This window comes from Paraburkholderia sprentiae WSM5005, assembly GCF_001865575.2.
GTDB classification, from domain to species: domain Bacteria; phylum Pseudomonadota; class Gammaproteobacteria; order Burkholderiales; family Burkholderiaceae; genus Paraburkholderia; species Paraburkholderia sprentiae.
On sequence record NZ_CP017561.2, the window covers coordinates 1,669,419 to 1,689,169 of the forward strand.

Consider the following 19,751-nt stretch of genomic DNA (forward strand, 5'->3'; position numbering starts at 1 on the left):
TCAAAGCAATATAAGCTGTTGTTATGCCGGCGCTCGAAGTTCGTGCAATATCTGAAACAACACGCTGATCCTTTTGATCCAAAAGATAAACGATGATCTATCCGTGGCAAGCCGATGACTGGAACCGCCTGCAGCAACTGCGCGCCCACTGGCCGCACGCGTTGTTGCTGCACGGCCAGGCGGGCATCGGCAAACTGCGCTTCGCGCAGCACCTCGCGCAAGGTCTGCTGTGCGAGGCGCCGCAGCCGAACGGCGGGCCGTGCGGCGCGTGCGTGGCCTGCAACTGGTTCGCCCAGGGCAATCATCCCGACTACCGTATCGTCGTGCCGGAGGCGCTCGCCGGGGAAGCCGGTCCGGCGAACGCGACGAACGGCGCCGACGACAAAGCCGATGGCGACGAAGGCAAGAAGACCCGCGCGCCGAGCAAGGAAATCAAGATCGAACAAATCCGCGGCCTGCTCGACTTCGTCGGCGTCGGTTCGCATCGCGGCGGCGCGCGCGTGGTGGTGGTGTATCCGGCCGAGGCGCTTAACGTCGCGGCCGCCAATGCATTGTTGAAGACGCTCGAAGAGCCGCCCGCGGGCGTCGTGTTCCTGATGGTGTCAGCGCGCATCGACCGTTTGCTGCCGACCATCATCAGCCGCTGCCGTCAATGGCCCATGAGCGTGCCCGCGCCTGACACCGCGGCGCAATGGCTCGCCGCGCAAGGCGTCGGCGATGCCGCCGCGCTGCTTGCCGAAGCGGGCGGCGCGCCGCTCGCCGCGCTCGCGCTCGCCAGCGACGAAAACCGTCCGCTGCGCGACTGGACGATCAAGCAGCTCGCGGCCGGCGCCGGGTGCGACGCATTCGCGTGCGGCGAGGCGCTGCAGAAGCTGCCGGTGCCGCTCGTGCTCGGCTGGCTGCAGCGCTGGACGTACGACCTGCTCGCGCAGCGCACCGCCGGCGCGCCGCGCTATTTTCCGCAGGCCTCGGCCGCGCTCGCGCGCTGCGCCGCGCAGGCCGACGCGCATGCATTCGCGCGTTTTTTGCGCACCGTCACGCGCCAGCGCGCCGTCGAAAACCATCCGCTGAACGCGCGGCTCGTGTTCGAGGAACTGTTCATCGGCTATCGCGCGCTGTTTGCGTGAGCCCGCAGCCGGGAAGCCTTTCCGTCTTTTCTCATCCAAGCCATCTCACCATGAGCCTTTCCTACCGCGATGCCACGCTCGACGATCTGCCCGCGATCGTCGCCATCTACAATTCGACGATCGCGTCGCGCCGCGTCACCGCGGACCTCGAACCGGTCAGCGTCGAAAGCCGGCATGCATGGTTTCACGCGCACGTCCCGCACAAGCGACCGCTGTGGGTGGTCGAGGATCCGAACCAGGCAGGCCGCGTGATCGCGTGGCTCAGCTTTTCCGATTTTTATGGCCGGCCGGCCTATCAGCGCACCGCCGAAGTCAGCATCTATCTCGACGAAAGCGCGCGCGGCCAAGGGCTCGGCAAGCAACTGCTGGCCGCATCGCTCGACGCGGCGCCCGGTCTGGGCATCGACACCGTGCTCGGCTTCGTATTCGGTCACAATGAAGCGAGCGTGCGGCTGTTCCGCGGCTTCGGCTTCGACGCATGGGGCACGCTGCCGCGGGTGGCGGTGCTGGACGGCGTCGAGCGCGATCTGGTGATTCTCGGCAAGCGCCTCGCGCACGCCAATTGAGCGCAAGCTTTTTTTCGCAGGACCTGACCATGTTTGTCGATTCGCACTGCCATATCAACTTCGAAGGACTCGCTGACCGTCTGCCGCAACTGCTCGAGAACATGCGCAGCCATTCGGTCTCGCACGCGCTGTGCGTCTCGGTGGATCTCGAAACGCTGCCATCGGTGCTGGACATCGCCAGCCGCTATGACAACGTGTACGCGTCGGTCGGCGTGCATCCCGATCATGAGCACATGCGCGAGCCGAGCGTGGCTGAGCTGGTCGAACTGGCCGGGCATCCGAAGGTCGTCGCGATCGGCGAAACCGGGCTCGACTACTACCGCCTCGAAGGCCGCTCGATCGCCGACATGGAGTGGCAGCGCGAGCGCTTTCGCACGCACATCCGCGCCGCGCACGCGACGAACAAGCCGCTGATCATCCACACGCGTTCGTCGTCGGAAGATACGTTGCGCATCATGGCCGAGGAGCGCGCGGGCGAGCCGGGCGGCGTCATGCATTGCTTCACCGAGCCGTGGGCCATCGCCGAGCAGGCGCTCGCGCAGAATTTTTACATTTCGCTGTCGGGCATCGTCACGTTCAAGAACGCGACCGACGTGCAGGAGGTCGCGCGCCGCGTGCCGCTCGAGCGTTTGCTGATCGAAACCGACTCGCCGTACCTGGCGCCCGTGCCGTATCGCGGCAAACCGAATGAACCTGCGTATGTCAGTTATGTCGGACGCTTCATCGCGCAGCAACGCGAGATGCCGGACGAGGCGCTGGCCGCCGCCACGACACAAAACTTCTTCAGGCTGTTCGGAATCGCCGCACCGGTCGGAATCTGATCGAGAAAGCCGAATAACATCAAATGGATAGGAAAGTTTCCTAAAGTACTATATGAAAAAATTTTCGACGTCTTCCGCTGATTTGCAACCGCTGTCCGCCGGGCCGGCCGCCCGGGCTCTCGCGCCGGCGCGCCGTCTCGCGTGCGCCGCCGCGCTCGTGTGCGCGGCGCTGGTCGCGGTGCCCGCGCATGCGGCGCCGATCGACTCGCTGATCAAGGCGGTCAAGTTCGACGACGTCGACGGCGTCAACAAGCTGCTCGCGAAAGGCATGGACCCGAACAGCATCGACAATCAGGGCATGCCGCTCCTCGTGATCGCCGCGCGCGAGAAATCGGACAAGGTCGCGGCCGCGCTGCTCGCGAACCCGAAGACCGACGTCGAGATTCAGGACAAGGCCGGCGAAAACGCGCTGATGATGGCGTCGCTGGTGGGCGACCTGAACTTCGTGAATCTGCTGATCGCGAAGGACGCCGAAGTCAACAAGAAGGGCTGGGCGCCGCTGCACTACGCGGCCGCGAATGGCCACGACGACATCGTCAAGGTGCTGCTCGATCACTCGGCCTACGTCGACGCGGGTTCGCCCAACGGCACCACGCCGCTGATGATGGCCGCGCGCGGCGGCCACGTGTCGACCGTCAAGCTGCTGCTCGACAACGGCGCGGACCTGTCGGTGAAAAACCAGATCGGCATGACCGCGCTCGATTTCGCGAAGACCTACAAGGAACCGGACGTCGTCGAAGGACTCACGGCGCGCATGCAGCAGCAGAAGCAATGACGCTGACGGCAGGCGGTGCGGTGCGCCCGCGAGGCGGTGCCGTTTTGCCGCCGTTGTGTCCGCTGTGCGCGGCAACTGGCCTGCTGCCGCCGCGTAAAACAGTGCAGAATGACGACTTCGGCGCGCCGCATGGCGCGCCGTCCGGACGCGGCAGAAAGACCGCGTGATAAACAACCCTGGAAAGGAACACCATGCTGCGGGCTTTGATTTTCGCCGGCGCGCTTGCCTTGCCGCTTTCGGCAGCCGCGTTTACGGGAGGCGACCTCAACAAGCTGTGCACCAAGACGGACGTGGCGTCGCGTAGCGCCTGCGCGGCCTACATCGAAGGCGCGGCCGACGGTATCTTCAACACGATCGACGCGATCGGCGGCACCACCGGTCCGCGTGTCGGTCAGTACTTCTGCCTGCCGCCGGACGCGCGCTCGGCGCAGTTGACCGACGCGGTGCGCAAGTACATCGCCGAGAACCCGAATGCCGCGAGCTACAACGCGAGCACGGCGATTTCGCTGGGACTCGGCAAGGCGTTTCCGTGCAAGAGCGGCGGCTGATCGATCACCGCCGCGCATCGGAGAACCCGTTGTAACGCCCAGGCGCCGTCGTGCGCCGCGGGTGTCGAGGTCATCGCTCCGGCTGGGGGCGAGCCCCTCGGATATCAGTAGTCCCGCAGGCGCGCCGCCGCTCATCGAGTCCGGAGGAAGATGCCCGTTATGCCGACTATCGACGACTTCTACCGCGTGGCCGCCGCGCCGCTGCATACGTGGTTCGGCGCGCTGATCGTGACGGCCATCGTGACGGTCGTGGTCATCGGCATTCACCGCTTCGGCGCGCGCATCGTGATGCGTCTCGCGCGGCCGCATGCGGTGACGAGCGTCGTGCTGCGCTACATCGACAAGCCTTCGCTGTGCGCCCTCGTGATCCTCGTGTTCGCGTGGGTCTGGTCCGAGGCGCCCGATACCCTCAACTTCATCGAACTCATGCGCGACGTCACCGGCATCGCGCTGATCGCCGCGCTCACGTGGCTGTCGGTGCGCTCGGCCGCGGCGATCGGCGAAGCGATCATCCGCGCCCATCCGCTCGATGCCGCCGATAACCTGCAGGCGCGCCGCATCCATACGCAGGCGCGCGTGCTTGCACGCTCGGTGATGATCGTGATCGTGATCATCGGGGTGGGCGGCGCGCTGATGACCTTGCCGAACGTGCGGCAGATCGGCGCGAGCCTGCTGGCGTCGGCCGGTGTCGCCGGTCTGGTCGCCGGTATCGCGGCGCGGCCGGTGCTCGGCAACCTGATCGCCGGTTTGCAGATCGCGCTGTCGCAGCCGATCCGCCTCGACGACGTCGTCGTGATCCAGAACGAGTGGGGGCGCATCGAGGAAATCACCGGCACTTACGTGTCGGTGCGGCTGTGGGACCAGCGCCGGCTGATCGTGCCGCTGCAATGGTTTATCGAAAATCCGTTCACGAACTGGACGCGCAGCAGCTCGCAAATCATCGGCACCGTGTTCCTGTTCGTCGATTACCGGATGCCGCTGGCGCCGCTGCGCGAGGAGCTCGCGCGCATCGTCGAGAACGCTCCCGAGTGGGACCGCCGCGTGCAGGTGCTACAGGTGACGGACTGCAGCGAGCGCGCGATGCAATTGCGCGCGCTCGTCAGCGCGCCCGACTCCGGCCTCGCGTGGGACCTGCGCTGCCGCGTGCGCGAAGGGCTGCTCGATTTCGTTCACCGGCATTACCCGGAATATCTGCCGCGCGCGCGCGCCGAGGTGTCGGCGGAACTGGAGACCAGTGGCGCCGGCCCGAGCGACTGGCTGCCGCGCAGCCGGCAGGCGCCGGCCGGCAGCACCGCCGCGCATACCGAAGCCGATCCGGTGGCGAGCCGCATCGGCCGCACTGACGACGCCGGGGTCGCGCAGAAGGCGAAAGAGCAGGCTTAGCCGCGTATCGCGTATCGCGTATCGCGTATCGCGTATCGCGAGCCGCAGGCGGTGAGCGTGCTCGCGCGAAACGATGCGCGGGCACGCGCATTGCGGCGCTGGGGCGCGCCACGCCCCGTCAGGCGGCGCGGCGCACCGCAAGACTACGGAGGAGATCGATATGGGCCGATTGATCGTCGTGTCGAATCGCGTCGCGACGCCGACGGAGACCAAGGGATCGGCGGGCGGGCTCGCGGTCGGCGTATTCGGCGCGCTGAAGGATGCGGGCGGCGTCTGGTTCGGCTGGAGCGGCGACGTGGTCAGCGAGACGGTCGCCAACGCGGGGCCGACGCTCGAGCAGGACGGCGCGGTGACCTTCGCGACCGTGGGACTCACGCGCAAGGACTACGACCAGTACTACCGCGGCTTCTCGAACGCGACGCTGTGGCCGGTATTCCACTACCGCAACGACCTCGCGCGCTACGAGCGCGACGAGTACGCGGGCTACCGGCGCGTCAATGCGTGGCTCGCGCACAAGCTGGTCAAGCTGCTCGAAGCCGACGACATCATCTGGATTCACGACTACCACCTGATCCCGTTCGCCGAAGCGCTGCGCAGCGAGGGCGTGACGAACCGCATCGGCTTCTTCCTGCATACTCCGTTTCCCGCGCCGCAGATCCTGCTCAACATTCCGCCGCACGAGGAGCTCGTGAAGTCGCTGTCGTGCTACGACCTGCTCGGGTTCCAGACCGCTACCGACCAGCAGGCGTTCCACGACTACGTGACGCGTCACGCGCGCGGCACGGTGAGGGCGGACGGCATCGTCGAGGCGTTCGGGCGCAAGCTGCGCACCGGCGTCTATCGGATCGGCGTGTTCCCCGACGAAATCGCCGAGCAGGCCAAGCGCTACGAAAGCCGCCAGCACGTGCTCGAGCTGAAGCAAAGCCTCGAGGGGCGCAAGCTGATCATGAGCGTGGACCGGCTCGATTATTCGAAAGGACTGGTCGAGCGCTTTCGCGCGTTCGAGTTGCTGCTCGAACGCTCGCCGGAATGGCGCGGCAACGTCACGCTCGTGCAGATCGCGCCGCCGACGCGCTCGGATGTCGCGACCTATCAGAAGATCCGCCACGATCTCGAATACGAGGCCGGGCGGATCAACGGCCGCTACTCGGGGCTCGATTACACGCCGATCCGTTATCTGAACCAGCAGTACGACCGCTGGAAGCTGATGTCGCTGTTCCGCGAGTCGCAGATTGGCTTCGTCACGCCGCTGCACGACGGCATGAACCTCGTCGCGAAGGAGTACGTGGCCGCACAGAATCCCGACGATCCCGGCGTGCTCGTGCTGTCGATTTTCGCGGGCGCCGCAGCCGAGCTCTCCGGCGCGCTGCTGGTCAATCCGCACGACGCGATCGGCATGTGCGAAGCCTTGCAACGTGCGCTGCAGATGCCGCTCGACGCGCGCCAGCGGCGTCACGAGGTCAACATGGCGGCGCTGCGCGAGAACGATCTCGGCGTGTGGCGCGACAGCTTCCTGACGGATCTGCGCAGCATGCCCGTGCGCAAGCCGGGCGAGTTCGGCAGCCGCACGTGAGCGCGCGACGAGGGCCCGGCATCCGCCCAGAACCGCCGCGCCTCGCCGTATCGCCGAATGTAAGTCGCGTGTAACAGCACCGAGCAATTGCAAGACCTGCGGCTTTTGCGCCGGTGTCAGGGAATAATGATCGGTAGCGACGATGCCTGCGACGCTTATGCGCGGCGTGCATTGATCCGACGTCATGGCGCTGTCATACTCGGCGTCGCCGACGGCATCGCGCATCGCGCGCCAGCCGTCGGATCACGGAGACAAATATGAAGATTGCGCAGATCGCCCCGCTGACCGAATCGGTGCCGCCGAAGCTCTACGGCGGCACCGAGCGCGTCGTGTCGTACATCACCGAAGCACTGGTCGAGCAGGGCCACGACGTGACGCTGTTCGCGAGCGGCGACTCCGTCACGAGCGCGAAGCTGGAAGCGGTATGGCCGCGCGCGCTGCGCCTCGATCCGGGCATTCGCGACCGCATCGCGCCGCATATGCTGCTGATGGAACTCGTGCGCCGCCAGGCCGAAGCGTTCGACGTGCTGCATTTCCACCTCGATTACTACTCGTTCTCGGTATTCAAGCGGCAGGAGACGCCGTTCGTCACGACGATGCACGGCCGGCTCGATCTGCCCGAGCAGCAGCCGGTGTTCGATACCTTCAACACCGCGCCGGTGATCTCGATTTCGAATGCGCAGCGTCATCCGCTGCCGCAGGCGCGCTGGCTCACCACCGTCTATCATGGCCTGCCGGAGCAGCTCTATACGCCGCAACCGGTCGAGCAGAAGTACCTCGCGTTTCTCGGCCGGATTTCGCCGGAAAAGCGCGTCGATACGGCGATCCGCATCGCGGGCCGCTGCGGCATGCCGATCCGCATTGCGGCGAAAGTCGATGCGGCCGACAGCGAATATTTCGAGCGCGACATCCGGCCGTTGCTCGACCTGCCGTACGTCGAGTACATCGGCGAGATTGCCGATCACCAGAAGGCCGAATTCCTGTCCGGCGCGCATGCGCTGCTGTTTCCGATCGACTGGCCGGAGCCGTTCGGTCTCGTGATGATCGAGGCGATGGCGTGCGGCACGCCGGTGATCGCGTTCAATCGCGGCTCGGTGCCCGAAGTGCTCGAAGACGGCGTGACCGGTTTTATCGTCGAGGACGAGATCGGCGCGGTGGCCGCCGTGAACCGGCTGCACAAGGTGCCGCGCGCGGGTGTGCGGCGGCGCTTCGAGGAGCGCTTCACGTCGCACCGGATGGCGCGGCAGTACGTGGAGGCGTATCAGTCGGTGATTCGCACGCAAAAGCGCTCGCGGTTCACGGTGGTGGATTCGTCGGGCAGTTGACGCGCGATCGTTGGGGCGCGTCGAAGCGAAGGACGGCGGTGCGTGATACGCAGCGCCGTTTTTTTTCGTGCGCGCGCGGCGGCATCGGCATCACGCAACACCAAGGCCGCGCGAAGACCCGCGCAGGGCTCTTCGCGCGGCCTTCGCCGCGATGCGATCGGGATGCAAACGCCTGCGCGCGCGTCCTGCTGCGCGCGCCAGTGAGCTCAGCGCAGTTCGCCGATGAGCGCGCTTAGATCTTCAGCCGCGTGACCTTCGTGCCTTGCAGCGACACGTCGCCCATCAGGCCCGCGTTGGTCAGCACGAAAACCTGCACCGGTGCGGTGGCAGTGGTCGTGTCGACGGCGCCGTTCGCGCCCACCTTCACGAGCGCGACCGATGCATCGACGCCGGCCGACCAGCCGTCCGCGTTGCGGAATTTGTCGAGCGAATCCTGCGTCATGAACAGGAAGATGATCGCCTTCGACTGCGCACCCGCCTGCAAGCCGAACGAGCCCGACACGGTGCTGTAATAGCCGACCGTCGCGCCGCCCACCCGCAATGCGCCTTCGCCATACTGGCCGCCGACGATAAAGCCCGCCTGCAGCACCGATGGGAACACCAGCACGCCGCGCGCCTTCGACACCAGCTCGCGCGAGCCTGGCACGGTCGTGAACAGCTTGGACATCGTGCCGTCGACGTTTGCGTCGATCGACTTTCGTTTCGAGGCGTCGACATGAGCATTGTCCGGCGTGTTGCCCGTGGTCGTGCACCCGGCGAGTGCGAGGCCTCCGAAAGCAAGCGCAGCGGTCGTCTTCAACATGAAGTGTCGTCTTTGCATCGTTTTTCTCCGTCATGGATCCGGGGCGCAACCGTGGTGGTGTCGTCTGGTTGCCTTTAAGTTATAACACACGCCGGTTCAAACGGTGCGTTGCATGGCAACGCGAAAAGCCTTATGGGACAAGGGTTTGAGGCTGATCGCAAGAGCTGTGTCGGCAAATTTGACCGGCCCTGCGCGCGGTCTCGAAGCAGGCGTCGAGCGATGATCCGAGGGGAAAACCGGACCACGCCTCGAGCGCCGCGATGGGGTGGACGCTTCAACGAGACCGCGCGATGCGCCGGTTTTTACCGATTTTTTGCCGCGCGCGGCGAACCCCGGGCAGGGAAAACGAAAGTGTCGTTCCGGCGCGGCAAACCGGTGCGGCGGGCAAGCTGCGCGGCCGCCGCTCAGCCGTGATTAGCAGGACTTTTGACCGCGGGCGGGCGCCGCAGTGCGCGGCGCACCATGCCGATGATCATGCCGATCGCGAACAGGATCGCGGCCGGCACGACCCAATAGCCGACGAACGCGTGCCATAAATAAGAGAACAGCGTCGAGCGGCGCACGCTGTATTCGTTGAGCGCCTCCTGCTGGCGCGGCGCGTTGGCGGCCAGCACATCGGCCGGGCAGCCGGCGGCTTTTGCCTCGTCGGGCTTGCCGTGGCAATGCGCGGGCGCGCCGGCGGCGCGCTGCGCGGCGGTGAAATCCCAGGTGGTCAGCGCGCGGTCGAGATCGACCGCGTTGTACGACATTTCTTCGCGGATCTCGTTGACCGCGACGATCGCCACGGGTACGGCCCAGAATATGATGACCAGCAACCACCGCCTTAACCAGCGGTTTTTATGCTTCGATACCATCCTTGCCTCCGATCGATGCTCAGTAGCACCAACGACAAGATGGCGGCCCGCGTAGTTGATTGGTTCTATATATGAGGGTGGGCCGTCTCCGCAGCCATCATAGAAGAAAACCGCGCGTTCCGGCGGGGGACCCCGAAGTGGGTGGACTGCGGGTGAGCTGCGAAGCGGGGAGAATGTAATCGATGCGCATCGTGTCTGGCACGATGCGCCGGCGCCGCGTCGATCGGACGGCGCCAGCGAGGGGAATCGCCAGGCCTGTCGCTCAGTGGGCCGGCGCCGAAGACAGACAGGTCTTCATGAACGCCTTGCGGTCGTCGCCCTTCTTGTCGGCCGCCTGCTTGTTGCAGGCCTTCATCTTGTCTTGCTGGCTCATCGGCGCCGCGGCGGCCGGCTTTGCGGCGAGACAAGTTTTCATGAACGCCTTGCGCTCGTCGCCTTTCTTGTCGCCGGCCTGCTTGTTGCAGTCGGCCATTTTGGTTTGCTGGCTGTTCTGCGCGAACGCCGGCGATACGAGTACCGCGCCCAGCACCAGCGTAGCGATAGCGGATTGGATTTTCATGGGAGACTCCATCGGTGGTGAAAACGTTTTCTGGTCGTTCATGCGCGCGAGCGACGACGGCATCCAGCGGACCATCGGCGCATCCATTATGGCAAATGCCGTCTGCCAGAACGGCCGAAAATGCATTCCGGTTGACAGCGGTCTGCGCTCGTTTTCCCTGAGTGGCGGGCAGCAAGCGGGCCTGCGGCGTTTGAAACACTCGAATGAACGGGCGCGCGAATGTCGTTATGCAATGCAGATTAATTGGCGCGTTTATTCATGCAGATTGGAGAACGAAATTGCGATGTCAGGTGTTTGGCTTAATGACTATCACGCAATCAGCATTTCCACATTGCTGCGAATGCAACTGAATAAAAAATAGGCGTTAAATTAGGGCGTCGCGGTTATGCTGAACCACTGAACCGATGCAAGCCGCTCCATGTAGACCTTCATCCTCGCGAGGAGACTGACCATGCACTACCTGTTGACGTACGAGCTTGTACCCGACTACCTGGAGCGGCGCGGCCAGTACCGCGACGCGCATCTGAAACTCGCATGGGCCGCCGCCGAGCGGGGCGAACTACTGCTGGCCGGCGCGCTCGCTGAACCGACCGACACAGCGGTGCTGCTCTTTACCGGCGCCTCGCCGGCCGCCGCCGAAGCCTTTGCCAAGGCGGATCCCTACGTGCTCTCAGGACTCGTCACGCGCTGGCGCGTGCGCGAATGGACCACGGTAGTCGGCGAGCACGCATCGAAACCGGTGCGCGCGTAACATCGCTCGAAGTGGCTTCGTCGTCTCCGTCACGCTTCGAAATCCGCGCATGCGCCGTGGCCGCATGCGCGTCGCCGTCCTTCCGCCAACGCTCGAAACCGATGGTCCGGTCCACCATCACAGGGCCCCGAAATGCATGCCGGATCGGCAATGGCATTTCTAAATTCCATTCGTTCTGCTCTTGCGGTATTGTGCTTTGCAATAGATAGATCCGGTGCAGGATTAGCCGCCGCTTCTGTGACGGCAATACGTGAATCGACGCGGCGAAACTGACAAGATTGTTTCATTCCGTAACACTTGTCTCAATGGTACTCATGCAAAGAAGGGGATGGTATGCTTCGTGCACAAATTCTCCCACGCACGAGTGAGACCGCGTTTTGTGCTTCGCAATAGGGAAGAGCCGCACCACCTGAGGGCGGGCTGCTCCAGCGAGCCGAACGGACAAAACAAATTTGTGCAACCGAGGGCCGCACACGGGTCGTGAACGCTGAGAATCCGTGGCAGGCCCAACGCCGCGGCCAGGCCAGGCCGCGTGGAGAAAATCCAATGTTTTTCGATGAGCTAAACAACGACGAGTGGGCGCTGGTCGCGCCGCTCGTCTCCGACGAGCCGGCCGTCCGTCTGAACCGGCGCGGCCGGCCGCGCGCCGAACCGCGCATCGTGACGAATGCCGTGCTGTGGATTCTGACCACCGGCGAACCGTGGTCGAAGCTGCCGGGCCGCTATCCGTCCGGTCCCACGTGCCGCCGCCGCTTCGAAGAGTGGCAACTGAACGGCACACTGCTCGACATGGTCCGCCTGCTGTCGCAGCGAGGGCGCACGTTCGCGTACATTCCCCAACCGGCGCCGCCCGTCACGGCCAGACCCGCGGCACCGGTTGCGCAAAACCCGAGCCCGCGCGACGACCATGATCTGCGCGGCGTGTCGTGGAAGCGTCCCGAGTCGTGGCAGGCGCCCGGCGTCGCGAGCGCGTTGAACCAATCGCACACGGCCGATCCGATCGGCGACATCACGCGGCAACTGTCTGGGCTTCCGCCAGCGGCGGCGCCGGCTGGGCCGGTGACGAGCTCCGCTGTCGCGACAGCCGTGACGGCGGCGCAATTGCACGACGAACCGGCCGTGTCCGGCAGGCTCGAACCGGTCGCGGCGGACCACCCGCGGCCGTCGCTCACCGTGGCCCTCGCGCCGCACGGCGTGCAGGTCGCCGATTCGCGCGGTTATCTGATCTACGTGGTGGTCGAGGAAGTGCCGAATGCGATGTATCGCGCGTGGGCGGAGATCATCAGGGACGGCAAACGCGTCGAGCGCTCCGGCCTCGTCGGTCCGCGCTTCGCGGATGCGCAGCACGCGCAGCAGTTCGCGCTCGACTGGGCGCGTCAGTGGATCGATCGCGAGTGCACGACCGAGGCGGCGGCCACGGCGATGGACCATGCCAGCGTCGAGCCGGCATCGGCAGCCGCATCGGCACCCGCATCGGCGAACGCTGCGCAACGGTGCTCGAGCCGTGCGTTCTCGGGTGTGCGTCATGTGCCGGAAGCGACGTCGATCAATGGCATCGCGAATCAGGCCGGAAATCACGGCGCGCCGTTGCACGGGCCGCTGAAGGCATCACTGAACCCATTGCGCGCGCCGCTGCGTCGCTATCCGTCCGACTCCGCTACCACGGGCGTGGCAAGCACACCGACCGTGACGACCGACAGCGGCACCGCGGAACGCTTTTCGGCGACCTACCTGGAACTCGTCTCGCACGTGGGATGAACCCGGCGGTCCCCGCGGCCGCTTTGCGCCGCCGCAGGTTCCCGCTTCGTCATGGCGACCGCTCGCGGGTCATTGCCGTCCGTACGTATCGTCGAAGCGCACGATATCGTCTTCGCCCAGATACGAACCCGACTGCACCTCGATCATTTCGAGCGGCATCTTGCCCGGGTTTTCCAGGCGATGCGTGACGCCGAGCGGAATATAAGCCGACTCGTTTTCGGACACGATAAAGCGCTCGTCGCCGCGCGTAACGAGCGCGGTGCCGCGCACCACGATCCAGTGCTCCGCGCGATGATGATGCATCTGCAACGACAGCCGGGCGCCGGGCTTCACGACGATACGCTTCACCTGGAAGCGCTCGCCGGTGTCGACGGAATCGTAGTTGCCCCAGGGCCGATGCACCTTGCGATGATTGGCCGCTTCCAGCCCGCCGTCCTCGCGAATCCGGTTGACGATCTTCTTGACGTCCTGCACGCGCGATTTGTCGGCGACGAGAATCGCATCGGCGGTTTCGACGACGACGAGATCCTGCGTGCCGACGCAGGCGATCAGTCGTCCTTCGGAATGCGCGAAGGTCGAGCTCGCGCCTTCGAACATCACGCGGCCGCGGCTCACGTTGCGATCGGCGTCCTTCTCGGAGATGTCCCAGATCGCGCCCCAGGAACCGACGTCGGACCAGCCAGCCGCAAGCGGCACCACCACGCCGGATGCGATGCTCTGATCGCCGCCGAGCTTTTCCATCACCGCATAGTCGATCGAATTCGACGGCGACGCGCTGAATGCATCGCGCTGCAGGCGCAAGAAGTCGCCGTCGGCCTTGCTGTCCGCGAAGGCCGCCTCGCATGCCTCCCAAATGGCCGGCTGAAAATGGCGGATCGCCTTGAGCCACGTCGATGCGCGCATGATGAAGATGCCGCTGTTCCACCAGTATTCGCGTGATTCGACATAGCGCTGCGCGAGCTCCAGATGGGGCTTTTCGACGAACCGGTCGAGCCGATGCGCTACCAAACCATCCGATGCTTCGGTCTGCGCAGCATCCCGCGCATCCTCGCGACCGAGCGGCGCGCCGATGCGGATATAGCCGTAACCGGTTTCGGGACGTGTCGGCACGATACCCATCGTGACGATATGGCCGGCCGCCGCATGCTGGACGCCCGCGGCGACCGCCGCCTGAAAGCCCTCGCCGTCGGTGACCGCGTGATCGGCGGGCATCACGACCATGATGCCGTCTTCGTCCTGCGCGGCGACGGACAGCGCCGCCACCGTCAACGCGGGCGCGGTGTCACGGCCCACGGGTTCGAGTATCAGCCGGCTCGGCTTGCCGCCGGTGCGCAACTGTTCGGCCGTCGTGAAGCGCTGTTCTTCATTGGCGACGACCACCAGCTGGCCGGCGAGCGGATAACCGGCTTCGAGCCCGTCGAGACGGCGGGTCGTCGATTGCAGCAGCGACGCTTCGCCGAGTAGGCCGATCAGCTGCTTCGGATGCTGCTCGCGCGACATCGGCCATAGACGCGTGCCCGAGCCGCCCGCGAGTATCACGGGATGAACCTTGAGCTTGACGCTGGTTGCGGTGGAAGACATCGGCGAATGGGCGGGTGCGGGCCGGGTGCCGGCGGGCGTGACAGGGGCCGGAGCTGTCATGGTGAACTCTCCTCGAGGCTGGATGAATGCGTCGAGTTTTATCACGAAGTCGCGAATCAATAAAATCGCGTTAAATACGATTTCGATAAGCGGCGCATCGAACTTTATTCGAAACGCAACAAATAACGCCAGGTCGAATTATTTAAAAAAGGAAAATTACACGAAAAAAATCGGCCGGGATTTTTTTGCACTTAATGATGCGCAACAATGGGGCGCCGGCATCACGCCCATGGTTGGGGGCGAGCCTGGCGAAAAGCGAAATTGTCCTTGCCGGAACGCTCGAATCGGGCGTTCTGCGGCCCATGTCCGTCCGCAATGCGGCAAGATGTACCGCATAAAATACATAAAAATTCCGAAATTTTGACCGATACAATTTGAGATTTTTTGTGGTCTTGTCGCGTGAATTTTAATACCGCTTTATTGAGGGATGTACAAGGGTATTCACTCATTCGGATTCGATGTTTCAGACTTGGCCATTCAGGCTGATGCCAGTCCCATTCGGCCGCGAGGCAGCTGGGAAATAAAAAGCGCAATGACTGACGAACAGAGGGGCGCCGCATGCTGAGCGTTTTAGCGAGAATCATCGACATCGCCATGGTCGCGCTCGCCGCGGTGCTGGCGGCGGCCGTGCACAGCGGCGCAGTGACGTGGCTCGACGATATGCAAAGCGTGTCGCTCGCGTTCGGCTGCCTGCTCGTGGTGGTGTTCTTCCCGGCGCTCGGCATCTATCAGTCCTGGCGCGGCAAGCCGCTCTACGATCTGCTGTCGCGCGTCGCGGGCGGCTGGCTATTGGTCGAAGTGACCGGCGTGCTGATCAGCTTCAGCGTGCACCGCTCGGACAGCCTGTCGCGGCTGTGGCTCGTGTACTGGGCGCTCGCGTCGATCGTGCTGCTGGTCGTCACGAAGGTCATCGTCTATTCGATCCTGCGCGGGCTGCGCCGCGAAGGCTTCAACCAGCGCGCGGTCGCGATCGTCGGGGGGGCGCCGTACGGCCGCTTCCTGATCGAACAGATGCGCGGCCGTCCCGAAGCCGGCTTCACGCCCGTCGTCGTGTTCGACGAGGACGGCACGATCAACCCGTACGAAGACCCGGACGCGGCGCACGCGGTCGCGGGCGTGCCGGTCGAGCGCGACTATCAGCGCATGATCGAACTGGTGCGCCAGCGCGCGATTCGCGAACTGTGGCTCGCGCTGCCGATCTCGAAGGAGAGGGCGATCCATCGCTTCGTGATGGACTTGCGCAACGACTTCGTGAACATCCGCTTTATCCCGGACGTCGGCAGCCTGACGCTGTTCAATCAGCCGATGGTCGAGCTGCTCGGCGTGCCCGCGATCAACCTGGCCGCCTCGCCGATCACCGATCTGCGCGTGCTCCCCAAGCGCGTCTTCGACAGCGTGTTCGCGCTCGGCGCGTTGCTCGCGCTGGCGCCGCTGATGCTCGCGATCGCGCTGATGGTGAAGCTCAGTTCGCCGGGGCCGGTGTTTTTCCGCCAGCGGCGTAAAGGCATCGACGGCCGCGAGTTCGAGATCTACAAGTTCCGCTCGATGAAGGTGCACCAGGAAGCGGCCGGCAAGATCACCCAGGCGACGCGGCGCGATCCGCGCATCACCGCGGTCGGCGCGTTCCTGCGCCGTACCAGCCTCGACGAACTGCCGCAATTCATCAACGTGCTGCGCGGCGAGATGTCGGTGGTCGGTCCTCGTCCGCATGCGCTCGAGCACGACGACATCTACAAGGATCTGGTGAAGGGCTACATGCACCGCTACCGGATCAAGCCGGGCATCACCGGCTGGGCGCAGATCAACGGTTATCGCGGCGAAACCGATCGCATCGAAAAGATGATGGGCCGCGTGAAGCTCGATCTGTACTACATGCAGCACTGGACCTTCTGGCTCGACATCAAGATCGTCGTGCTGACGCTGTGGAAGGGCTTCGCGGGCAGCAACGCCTATTGAACGCGGAGCGCCGCGCCGTGCCGATGCCTGCGGCGCGCGAGCGCATTCCTGAATCAACTCCATTTATCGAGGTGCAATCCATGAACCTGACGATCATCGGTAGCGGCTATGTCGGCCTCGTGACTGGCGCGTGTCTGGCCGACATCGGCCACGACGTGTTCTGTCTCGACGTCGACGCGCGCAAGATCGAGGTGCTCAACAACGGCGGCGTGCCGATCCACGAGCCGGGTCTGCAGGAGATCATCGCGCGCAATCGCCGCGCGAAGCGCCTGACGTTTTCCACCGACGTCGAGGCCGCGGTCGCGCACGGCGACATCCAGTTCATCGCGGTCGGCACGCCGGCCGACGAGGACGGTTCCGCCGATCTGCAATACGTGCTCGGGGCCGCGCGCAACATCGGCCGCCATATGAGCGGCTTCAAGGTGATCGTCGATAAATCGACGGTGCCGGTCGGCACCGCCTCGCGCGTGCGCGAAGTGGTGGCTGCCGAACTGGCCGCGCGCGGCGTCGAGCAGATGTTCTCGGTCGTATCGAATCCGGAGTTCCTGAAGGAGGGCGCGGCCGTCGACGATTTCACGCGGCCCGATCGCATCGTGCTCGGCTGCGACGAGGACGTGCCCGGCGAAAAGGCGCGCGAACTGATGAAGCGCCTGTATGCGCCGTTCAATCGCAATCGCGAGCGCACGCTGTATATGGACGTGCGTTCGGCGGAGTTCACCAAGTACGCGGCCAACGCGATGCTGGCGACGCGCATCTCGTACATGAACGAGCTCGCGAATCTGGCCGATCGCGTCGGCGCGGACATCGAGGCGGTGCGCCGCGGTATCGGTTCCGATCCGCGTATCGGCTACGACTTCCTGTACGCGGGCTGCGGCTATGGCGGCTCGTGTTTTCCGAAGGACGTGCAGGCGCTGATCCGCACCGCAGCCGATCACAGCGCGAACCTGCGCATTCTCGAAGCGGTGGAAGCGGTCAACGACGCGCAGAAACAGATCCTCGAGCAGAAGATCGTCGCGCGTCTCGGCGAGGATCTGTCGGACCGCACCTTCGGCGTGTGGGGGCTTGCGTTCAAGCCGAACACCGACGACATGCGCGCGGCGCCGAGCCGCGAGCTGATCGCCGGGCTGCTGCGCCGCGGCGCGCGCGTGAAGGCCTACGACCCGGTCTCGATCGACGAAGCGAAGCGCGTGTTCGCGCTCGATCTGCAGCACGTGCCGCAGCAGCATGCGCGCCTCGCGTTCGTGAACGAAGAGATGGAGGCGGCGAGCGGCGCCGATGCGCTGGTGATCCTGACCGAATGGAAGGTCTTCAAGAGTCCCGATTTCGATGCGCTCAAGCGCATGCTGAAGACGCCGTTGATTGTCGATGGCCGCAATCTGTACGAGCCGGACGCGCTGCTCGAACTCGGCATCGAGTATCACGCGATCGGCCGGCGGCATGCGTTGCGCAATGCGCCGGCGCGGGTCGGCGCGAACGGTTCGATGCGGGCGGCGGCCGTTGCCGCGGCGGCGAACTCCGGCCGCTGAGGCCACTGCGATCGCCGCGCGAGGGAATCCGCCATGTTCGACAACGTCCTGATCGTCTGCCACGCCAACGTGTGCCGCTCGCCCGCCGCCGAGATGCTGTTCAGGGCACGCCAGGCGCGTGCGCCGCGCGCCCGCACCGCGCCGATCGCGTTTCATTCGGCGGGCATTCGCGCGGTAAACGGCCACGGCATGGACCCGGTGATGCGGCGCCTGCTCGAAGAGCACGGCGTCGCCGCCGGCATCCACCACGCGCGGCGCCTCGACCGCTCGCTCGTCCGCGCGGCCGATCTCGTGCTGGTGAGCGAGCGCGCGCAGGTGAGCGAAGTCGAAGCGCTCGATCCGGCCGCGCGCGGCAAGGTCTATCCGCTCGGCAAGTGGGAAGCCGATTCGGACGTCGCCGATCCGCACGGTGGCGCCGAAGACGAATACAGGGAGAGTCTCGTGCTCATCGAACATCTGGTCATGGGATGGCTGAAAAAAATATGCTGAAGAAACCCCGCATCGAAAACTCATTCGCGGGCGTGCGCGCGAAGCTCGCCGCCTCGCTTTTGCTGACGTCTTTTCTGTCGGCCTGCGCGACCGCCCCGGGCAATTATCTCGACACGTCGCGTCTCAAAGACAACGATCAGGCGCCGAGCGAAACCTATCCGGTGCATCTGATCGACGGCAAGCTGATCGTCGCGCAGGCGCAGGCCGCCGCCGAAAAAATCCAGCCGCTGCCGCCGTCGGCGCTGCCCGACCCGTCGCGGTACGTGTACCGGCTCGCGCCGCAGGACATTCTCGGCATCACCGTATGGGATCACCCGGAGCTGACCACGCCCCAGGGCAGTACGTTGTCCTCGGGCGGCAACACCACGCAGACGATCGCGGGCGCGTTGCAGCAGCCGTATACGGCCGCGCTGCCCGGTCAGGCCGATCCGTACGGCCAGACCATCGCCGCCGACGGCACGATCTTCTTCCCGTTCGTCGGCCGCATCCAGGCCGCGGGCAAAACCACGACCGAGCTGCGCGATCAACTCGCCGCCGGCCTCGTGCGCTTCATCCGCAATCCGCAAGTCGACGTGCGCGTGCTGTCGTATCGCGGCCAGAAGGTGCAGGTCACGGGCGAGGTGAAGCAGCCGGGACCGCTCGCGGTCAGCGACGTGCCGCTCACGCTGGTCGACGCGATCACGCGCTCGGGCGGCACCAACCCGGACGCCGACATCCAGCGCGTGCGCCTCACGCGCAACCATAAGCTCTACGTGCTCAACGCCGATCGCATGCTCGATCAGGGCGACACCACGCAGGACGTGATGCTGCAGAACGGCGACGTGGTCAACATCCCTGACCGCACCGACAGCCGCATCTTCGTGATGGGCGAAGTGAAGACGCCGATCCAGGTGCCGATCGCGCGGGGCCGCATGACGATCGCCGACGCGCTCACGCAAGGGGGCGGCATCCTCAACACCGACGCCAATCCGCGCCAGATCTACGTGATGCGCGGCATGCGCGAGCATCCGACCACGCCTGAGGTGTTCCGCCTCGACATGACGCAGCCGGACTCGATCATGCTGTCCTCGCAGTTCCAGTTGCAGCCGCTCGACGTCGTGTACGTGGGCACCGCCGCGTCGACCACGTTCAACCGCGTGTTGCAGCAGGTGCTGCCGAGCGTGCAGACGCTGTTCTATCTGAAGCAGCTGACGCGCTGAACGTTGGTCTGTAGCGTCCCGCGCCGCTGTTCTCCGGGCGGCGCGGGACGCGCAACGAAAGCAGAAGTACCGCTGACGCGCAAGCCGAAGCCAACGAC

At 65.1% G+C, this 19,751-nt stretch carries 20 protein-coding genes; 16 read left to right on the top strand and 4 right to left on the bottom strand.

Annotation, left to right across the window (positions count from 1 at the left end):
* Window positions 1–92: 92 nt before the first annotated feature.
* From BJG93_RS07620 to BJG93_RS07655, 8 genes are all read left to right on the top strand, one after another.
* A complete protein-coding gene (locus tag BJG93_RS07620) occupies window positions 93–1,127 on the top strand; it encodes a DNA polymerase III subunit delta' (protein WP_027197707.1) in 1,035 nt (344 codons plus the stop codon).
* Between the two features lie 50 nt (window positions 1,128–1,177).
* Window positions 1,178–1,693, top strand: coding sequence for a GNAT family N-acetyltransferase (locus tag BJG93_RS07625; protein ID WP_027197708.1), 516 nt, complete (start codon window positions 1,178–1,180; stop codon window positions 1,691–1,693).
* A 29-nt stretch (window positions 1,694–1,722) separates the two neighbouring features.
* The gene (locus tag BJG93_RS07630) at window positions 1,723–2,514 is read left to right on the top strand and encodes a TatD family hydrolase (protein ID WP_027197709.1); all 792 of its coding nucleotides are present in this window, start codon (window positions 1,723–1,725) and stop codon (window positions 2,512–2,514) included.
* Between the two features lie 52 nt (window positions 2,515–2,566).
* The gene (locus BJG93_RS07635) at window positions 2,567–3,289 is read left to right on the top strand and encodes an ankyrin repeat domain-containing protein (protein ID WP_027197710.1); all 723 of its coding nucleotides are present in this window, start codon (window positions 2,567–2,569) and stop codon (window positions 3,287–3,289) included.
* Window positions 3,290–3,480: 191 nt separating this feature from the next.
* The gene (locus tag BJG93_RS07640) at window positions 3,481–3,837 is read left to right on the top strand and encodes a Rap1a/Tai family immunity protein (protein ID WP_027197711.1); all 357 of its coding nucleotides are present in this window, start codon (window positions 3,481–3,483) and stop codon (window positions 3,835–3,837) included.
* 159 nt (window positions 3,838–3,996) lie between these two features.
* The gene (locus BJG93_RS07645) at window positions 3,997–5,220 is read left to right on the top strand and encodes a mechanosensitive ion channel family protein (protein WP_027197712.1); all 1,224 of its coding nucleotides are present in this window, start codon (window positions 3,997–3,999) and stop codon (window positions 5,218–5,220) included.
* A 160-nt stretch (window positions 5,221–5,380) separates the two neighbouring features.
* Window positions 5,381–6,793, top strand: a complete 1,413-nt coding sequence (gene otsA, locus BJG93_RS07650) for an alpha,alpha-trehalose-phosphate synthase (UDP-forming) (protein ID WP_027197713.1) — start codon at window positions 5,381–5,383, stop codon at window positions 6,791–6,793.
* A gap of 257 nt (window positions 6,794–7,050) precedes the next feature.
* A complete protein-coding gene (locus BJG93_RS07655) occupies window positions 7,051–8,118 on the top strand; it encodes a glycosyltransferase family 4 protein (RefSeq protein ID WP_027197714.1) in 1,068 nt (355 codons plus the stop codon).
* A 232-nt stretch (window positions 8,119–8,350) separates the two neighbouring features.
* Here BJG93_RS07655 and BJG93_RS07660 read toward each other — a convergent pair whose 3' ends face one another.
* The 3 genes from BJG93_RS07660 to BJG93_RS07670 form a co-directional block, all read right to left on the bottom strand.
* Window positions 8,351–8,938 carry a BPSL1445 family SYLF domain-containing lipoprotein gene (locus tag BJG93_RS07660; RefSeq protein WP_027197716.1) on the bottom strand — a complete coding sequence of 196 codons (588 nt, stop codon included), beginning with the start codon at window positions 8,936–8,938 and terminating at the stop codon, window positions 8,351–8,353.
* 386 nt (window positions 8,939–9,324) lie between these two features.
* On the bottom strand, window positions 9,325–9,774 hold the full coding sequence (locus tag BJG93_RS07665) for a hypothetical protein (protein WP_027197717.1): 450 nt from the start codon (window positions 9,772–9,774) through the stop codon (window positions 9,325–9,327).
* 262 nt (window positions 9,775–10,036) lie between these two features.
* Complete coding sequence (locus tag BJG93_RS07670) at window positions 10,037–10,333, bottom strand: PsiF family protein (RefSeq protein WP_027197718.1); 297 nt, start codon at window positions 10,331–10,333, stop codon at window positions 10,037–10,039.
* Here BJG93_RS07670 and BJG93_RS07675 point away from each other — a divergent pair.
* From BJG93_RS07675 to BJG93_RS07685, 3 genes are all read left to right on the top strand, one after another.
* On the top strand, window positions 10,332–10,694 hold the full coding sequence (locus tag BJG93_RS07675; protein WP_154671822.1) for a hypothetical protein: 363 nt from the start codon (window positions 10,332–10,334) through the stop codon (window positions 10,692–10,694). The genes BJG93_RS07670 and BJG93_RS07675 overlap by 2 nt on opposite strands.
* A 90-nt stretch (window positions 10,695–10,784) precedes the next feature.
* A complete protein-coding gene (locus BJG93_RS07680; protein WP_027197719.1) occupies window positions 10,785–11,084 on the top strand; it encodes a YciI-like protein in 300 nt (99 codons plus the stop codon).
* A 546-nt stretch (window positions 11,085–11,630) separates the two neighbouring features.
* Entirely contained in the window at window positions 11,631–12,842 is a 1,212-nt protein-coding gene (locus BJG93_RS07685) for a transposase (protein ID WP_027197720.1), read from the top strand.
* A 69-nt stretch (window positions 12,843–12,911) separates the two neighbouring features.
* Here the strand turns inward: BJG93_RS07685 and BJG93_RS07690 are convergent, their stop codons facing one another.
* Window positions 12,912–14,483 (bottom strand): mannose-1-phosphate guanylyltransferase/mannose-6-phosphate isomerase, encoded by a 1,572-nt coding sequence (locus tag BJG93_RS07690; RefSeq protein WP_027197721.1) that lies wholly within the window; start codon window positions 14,481–14,483, stop codon window positions 12,912–12,914.
* On the opposite strand from BJG93_RS07690, the gene BJG93_RS07695 reads away from it, so the two are divergent.
* The 5 genes from BJG93_RS07695 to BJG93_RS07715 all read left to right on the top strand — a co-directional run bounded on the left by BJG93_RS07695 (window position 14,392) and on the right by BJG93_RS07715 (window position 19,653).
* The gene (locus BJG93_RS07695; RefSeq protein WP_154671824.1) at window positions 14,392–14,847 is read left to right on the top strand and encodes a hypothetical protein; all 456 of its coding nucleotides are present in this window, start codon (window positions 14,392–14,394) and stop codon (window positions 14,845–14,847) included. The genes BJG93_RS07690 and BJG93_RS07695 overlap by 92 nt on opposite strands.
* A 194-nt stretch (window positions 14,848–15,041) precedes the next feature.
* Complete coding sequence (locus BJG93_RS07700; RefSeq protein ID WP_027197722.1) at window positions 15,042–16,439, top strand: undecaprenyl-phosphate glucose phosphotransferase; 1,398 nt, start codon at window positions 15,042–15,044, stop codon at window positions 16,437–16,439.
* Window positions 16,440–16,519: 80 nt separating this feature from the next.
* Window positions 16,520–17,965, top strand: coding sequence for a UDP-glucose dehydrogenase family protein (locus BJG93_RS07705; RefSeq protein WP_027197723.1), 1,446 nt, complete (start codon window positions 16,520–16,522; stop codon window positions 17,963–17,965).
* A 33-nt stretch (window positions 17,966–17,998) separates the two neighbouring features.
* Complete coding sequence (locus BJG93_RS07710; protein ID WP_027197724.1) at window positions 17,999–18,454, top strand: arsenate reductase/protein-tyrosine-phosphatase family protein; 456 nt, start codon at window positions 17,999–18,001, stop codon at window positions 18,452–18,454.
* Entirely contained in the window at window positions 18,448–19,653 is a 1,206-nt protein-coding gene (locus BJG93_RS07715) for a polysaccharide biosynthesis/export family protein (protein WP_034479388.1), read from the top strand. The genes BJG93_RS07710 and BJG93_RS07715 overlap by 7 nt, the downstream gene beginning before the upstream one ends.
* Window positions 19,654–19,751 lie beyond the last annotated feature (98 nt).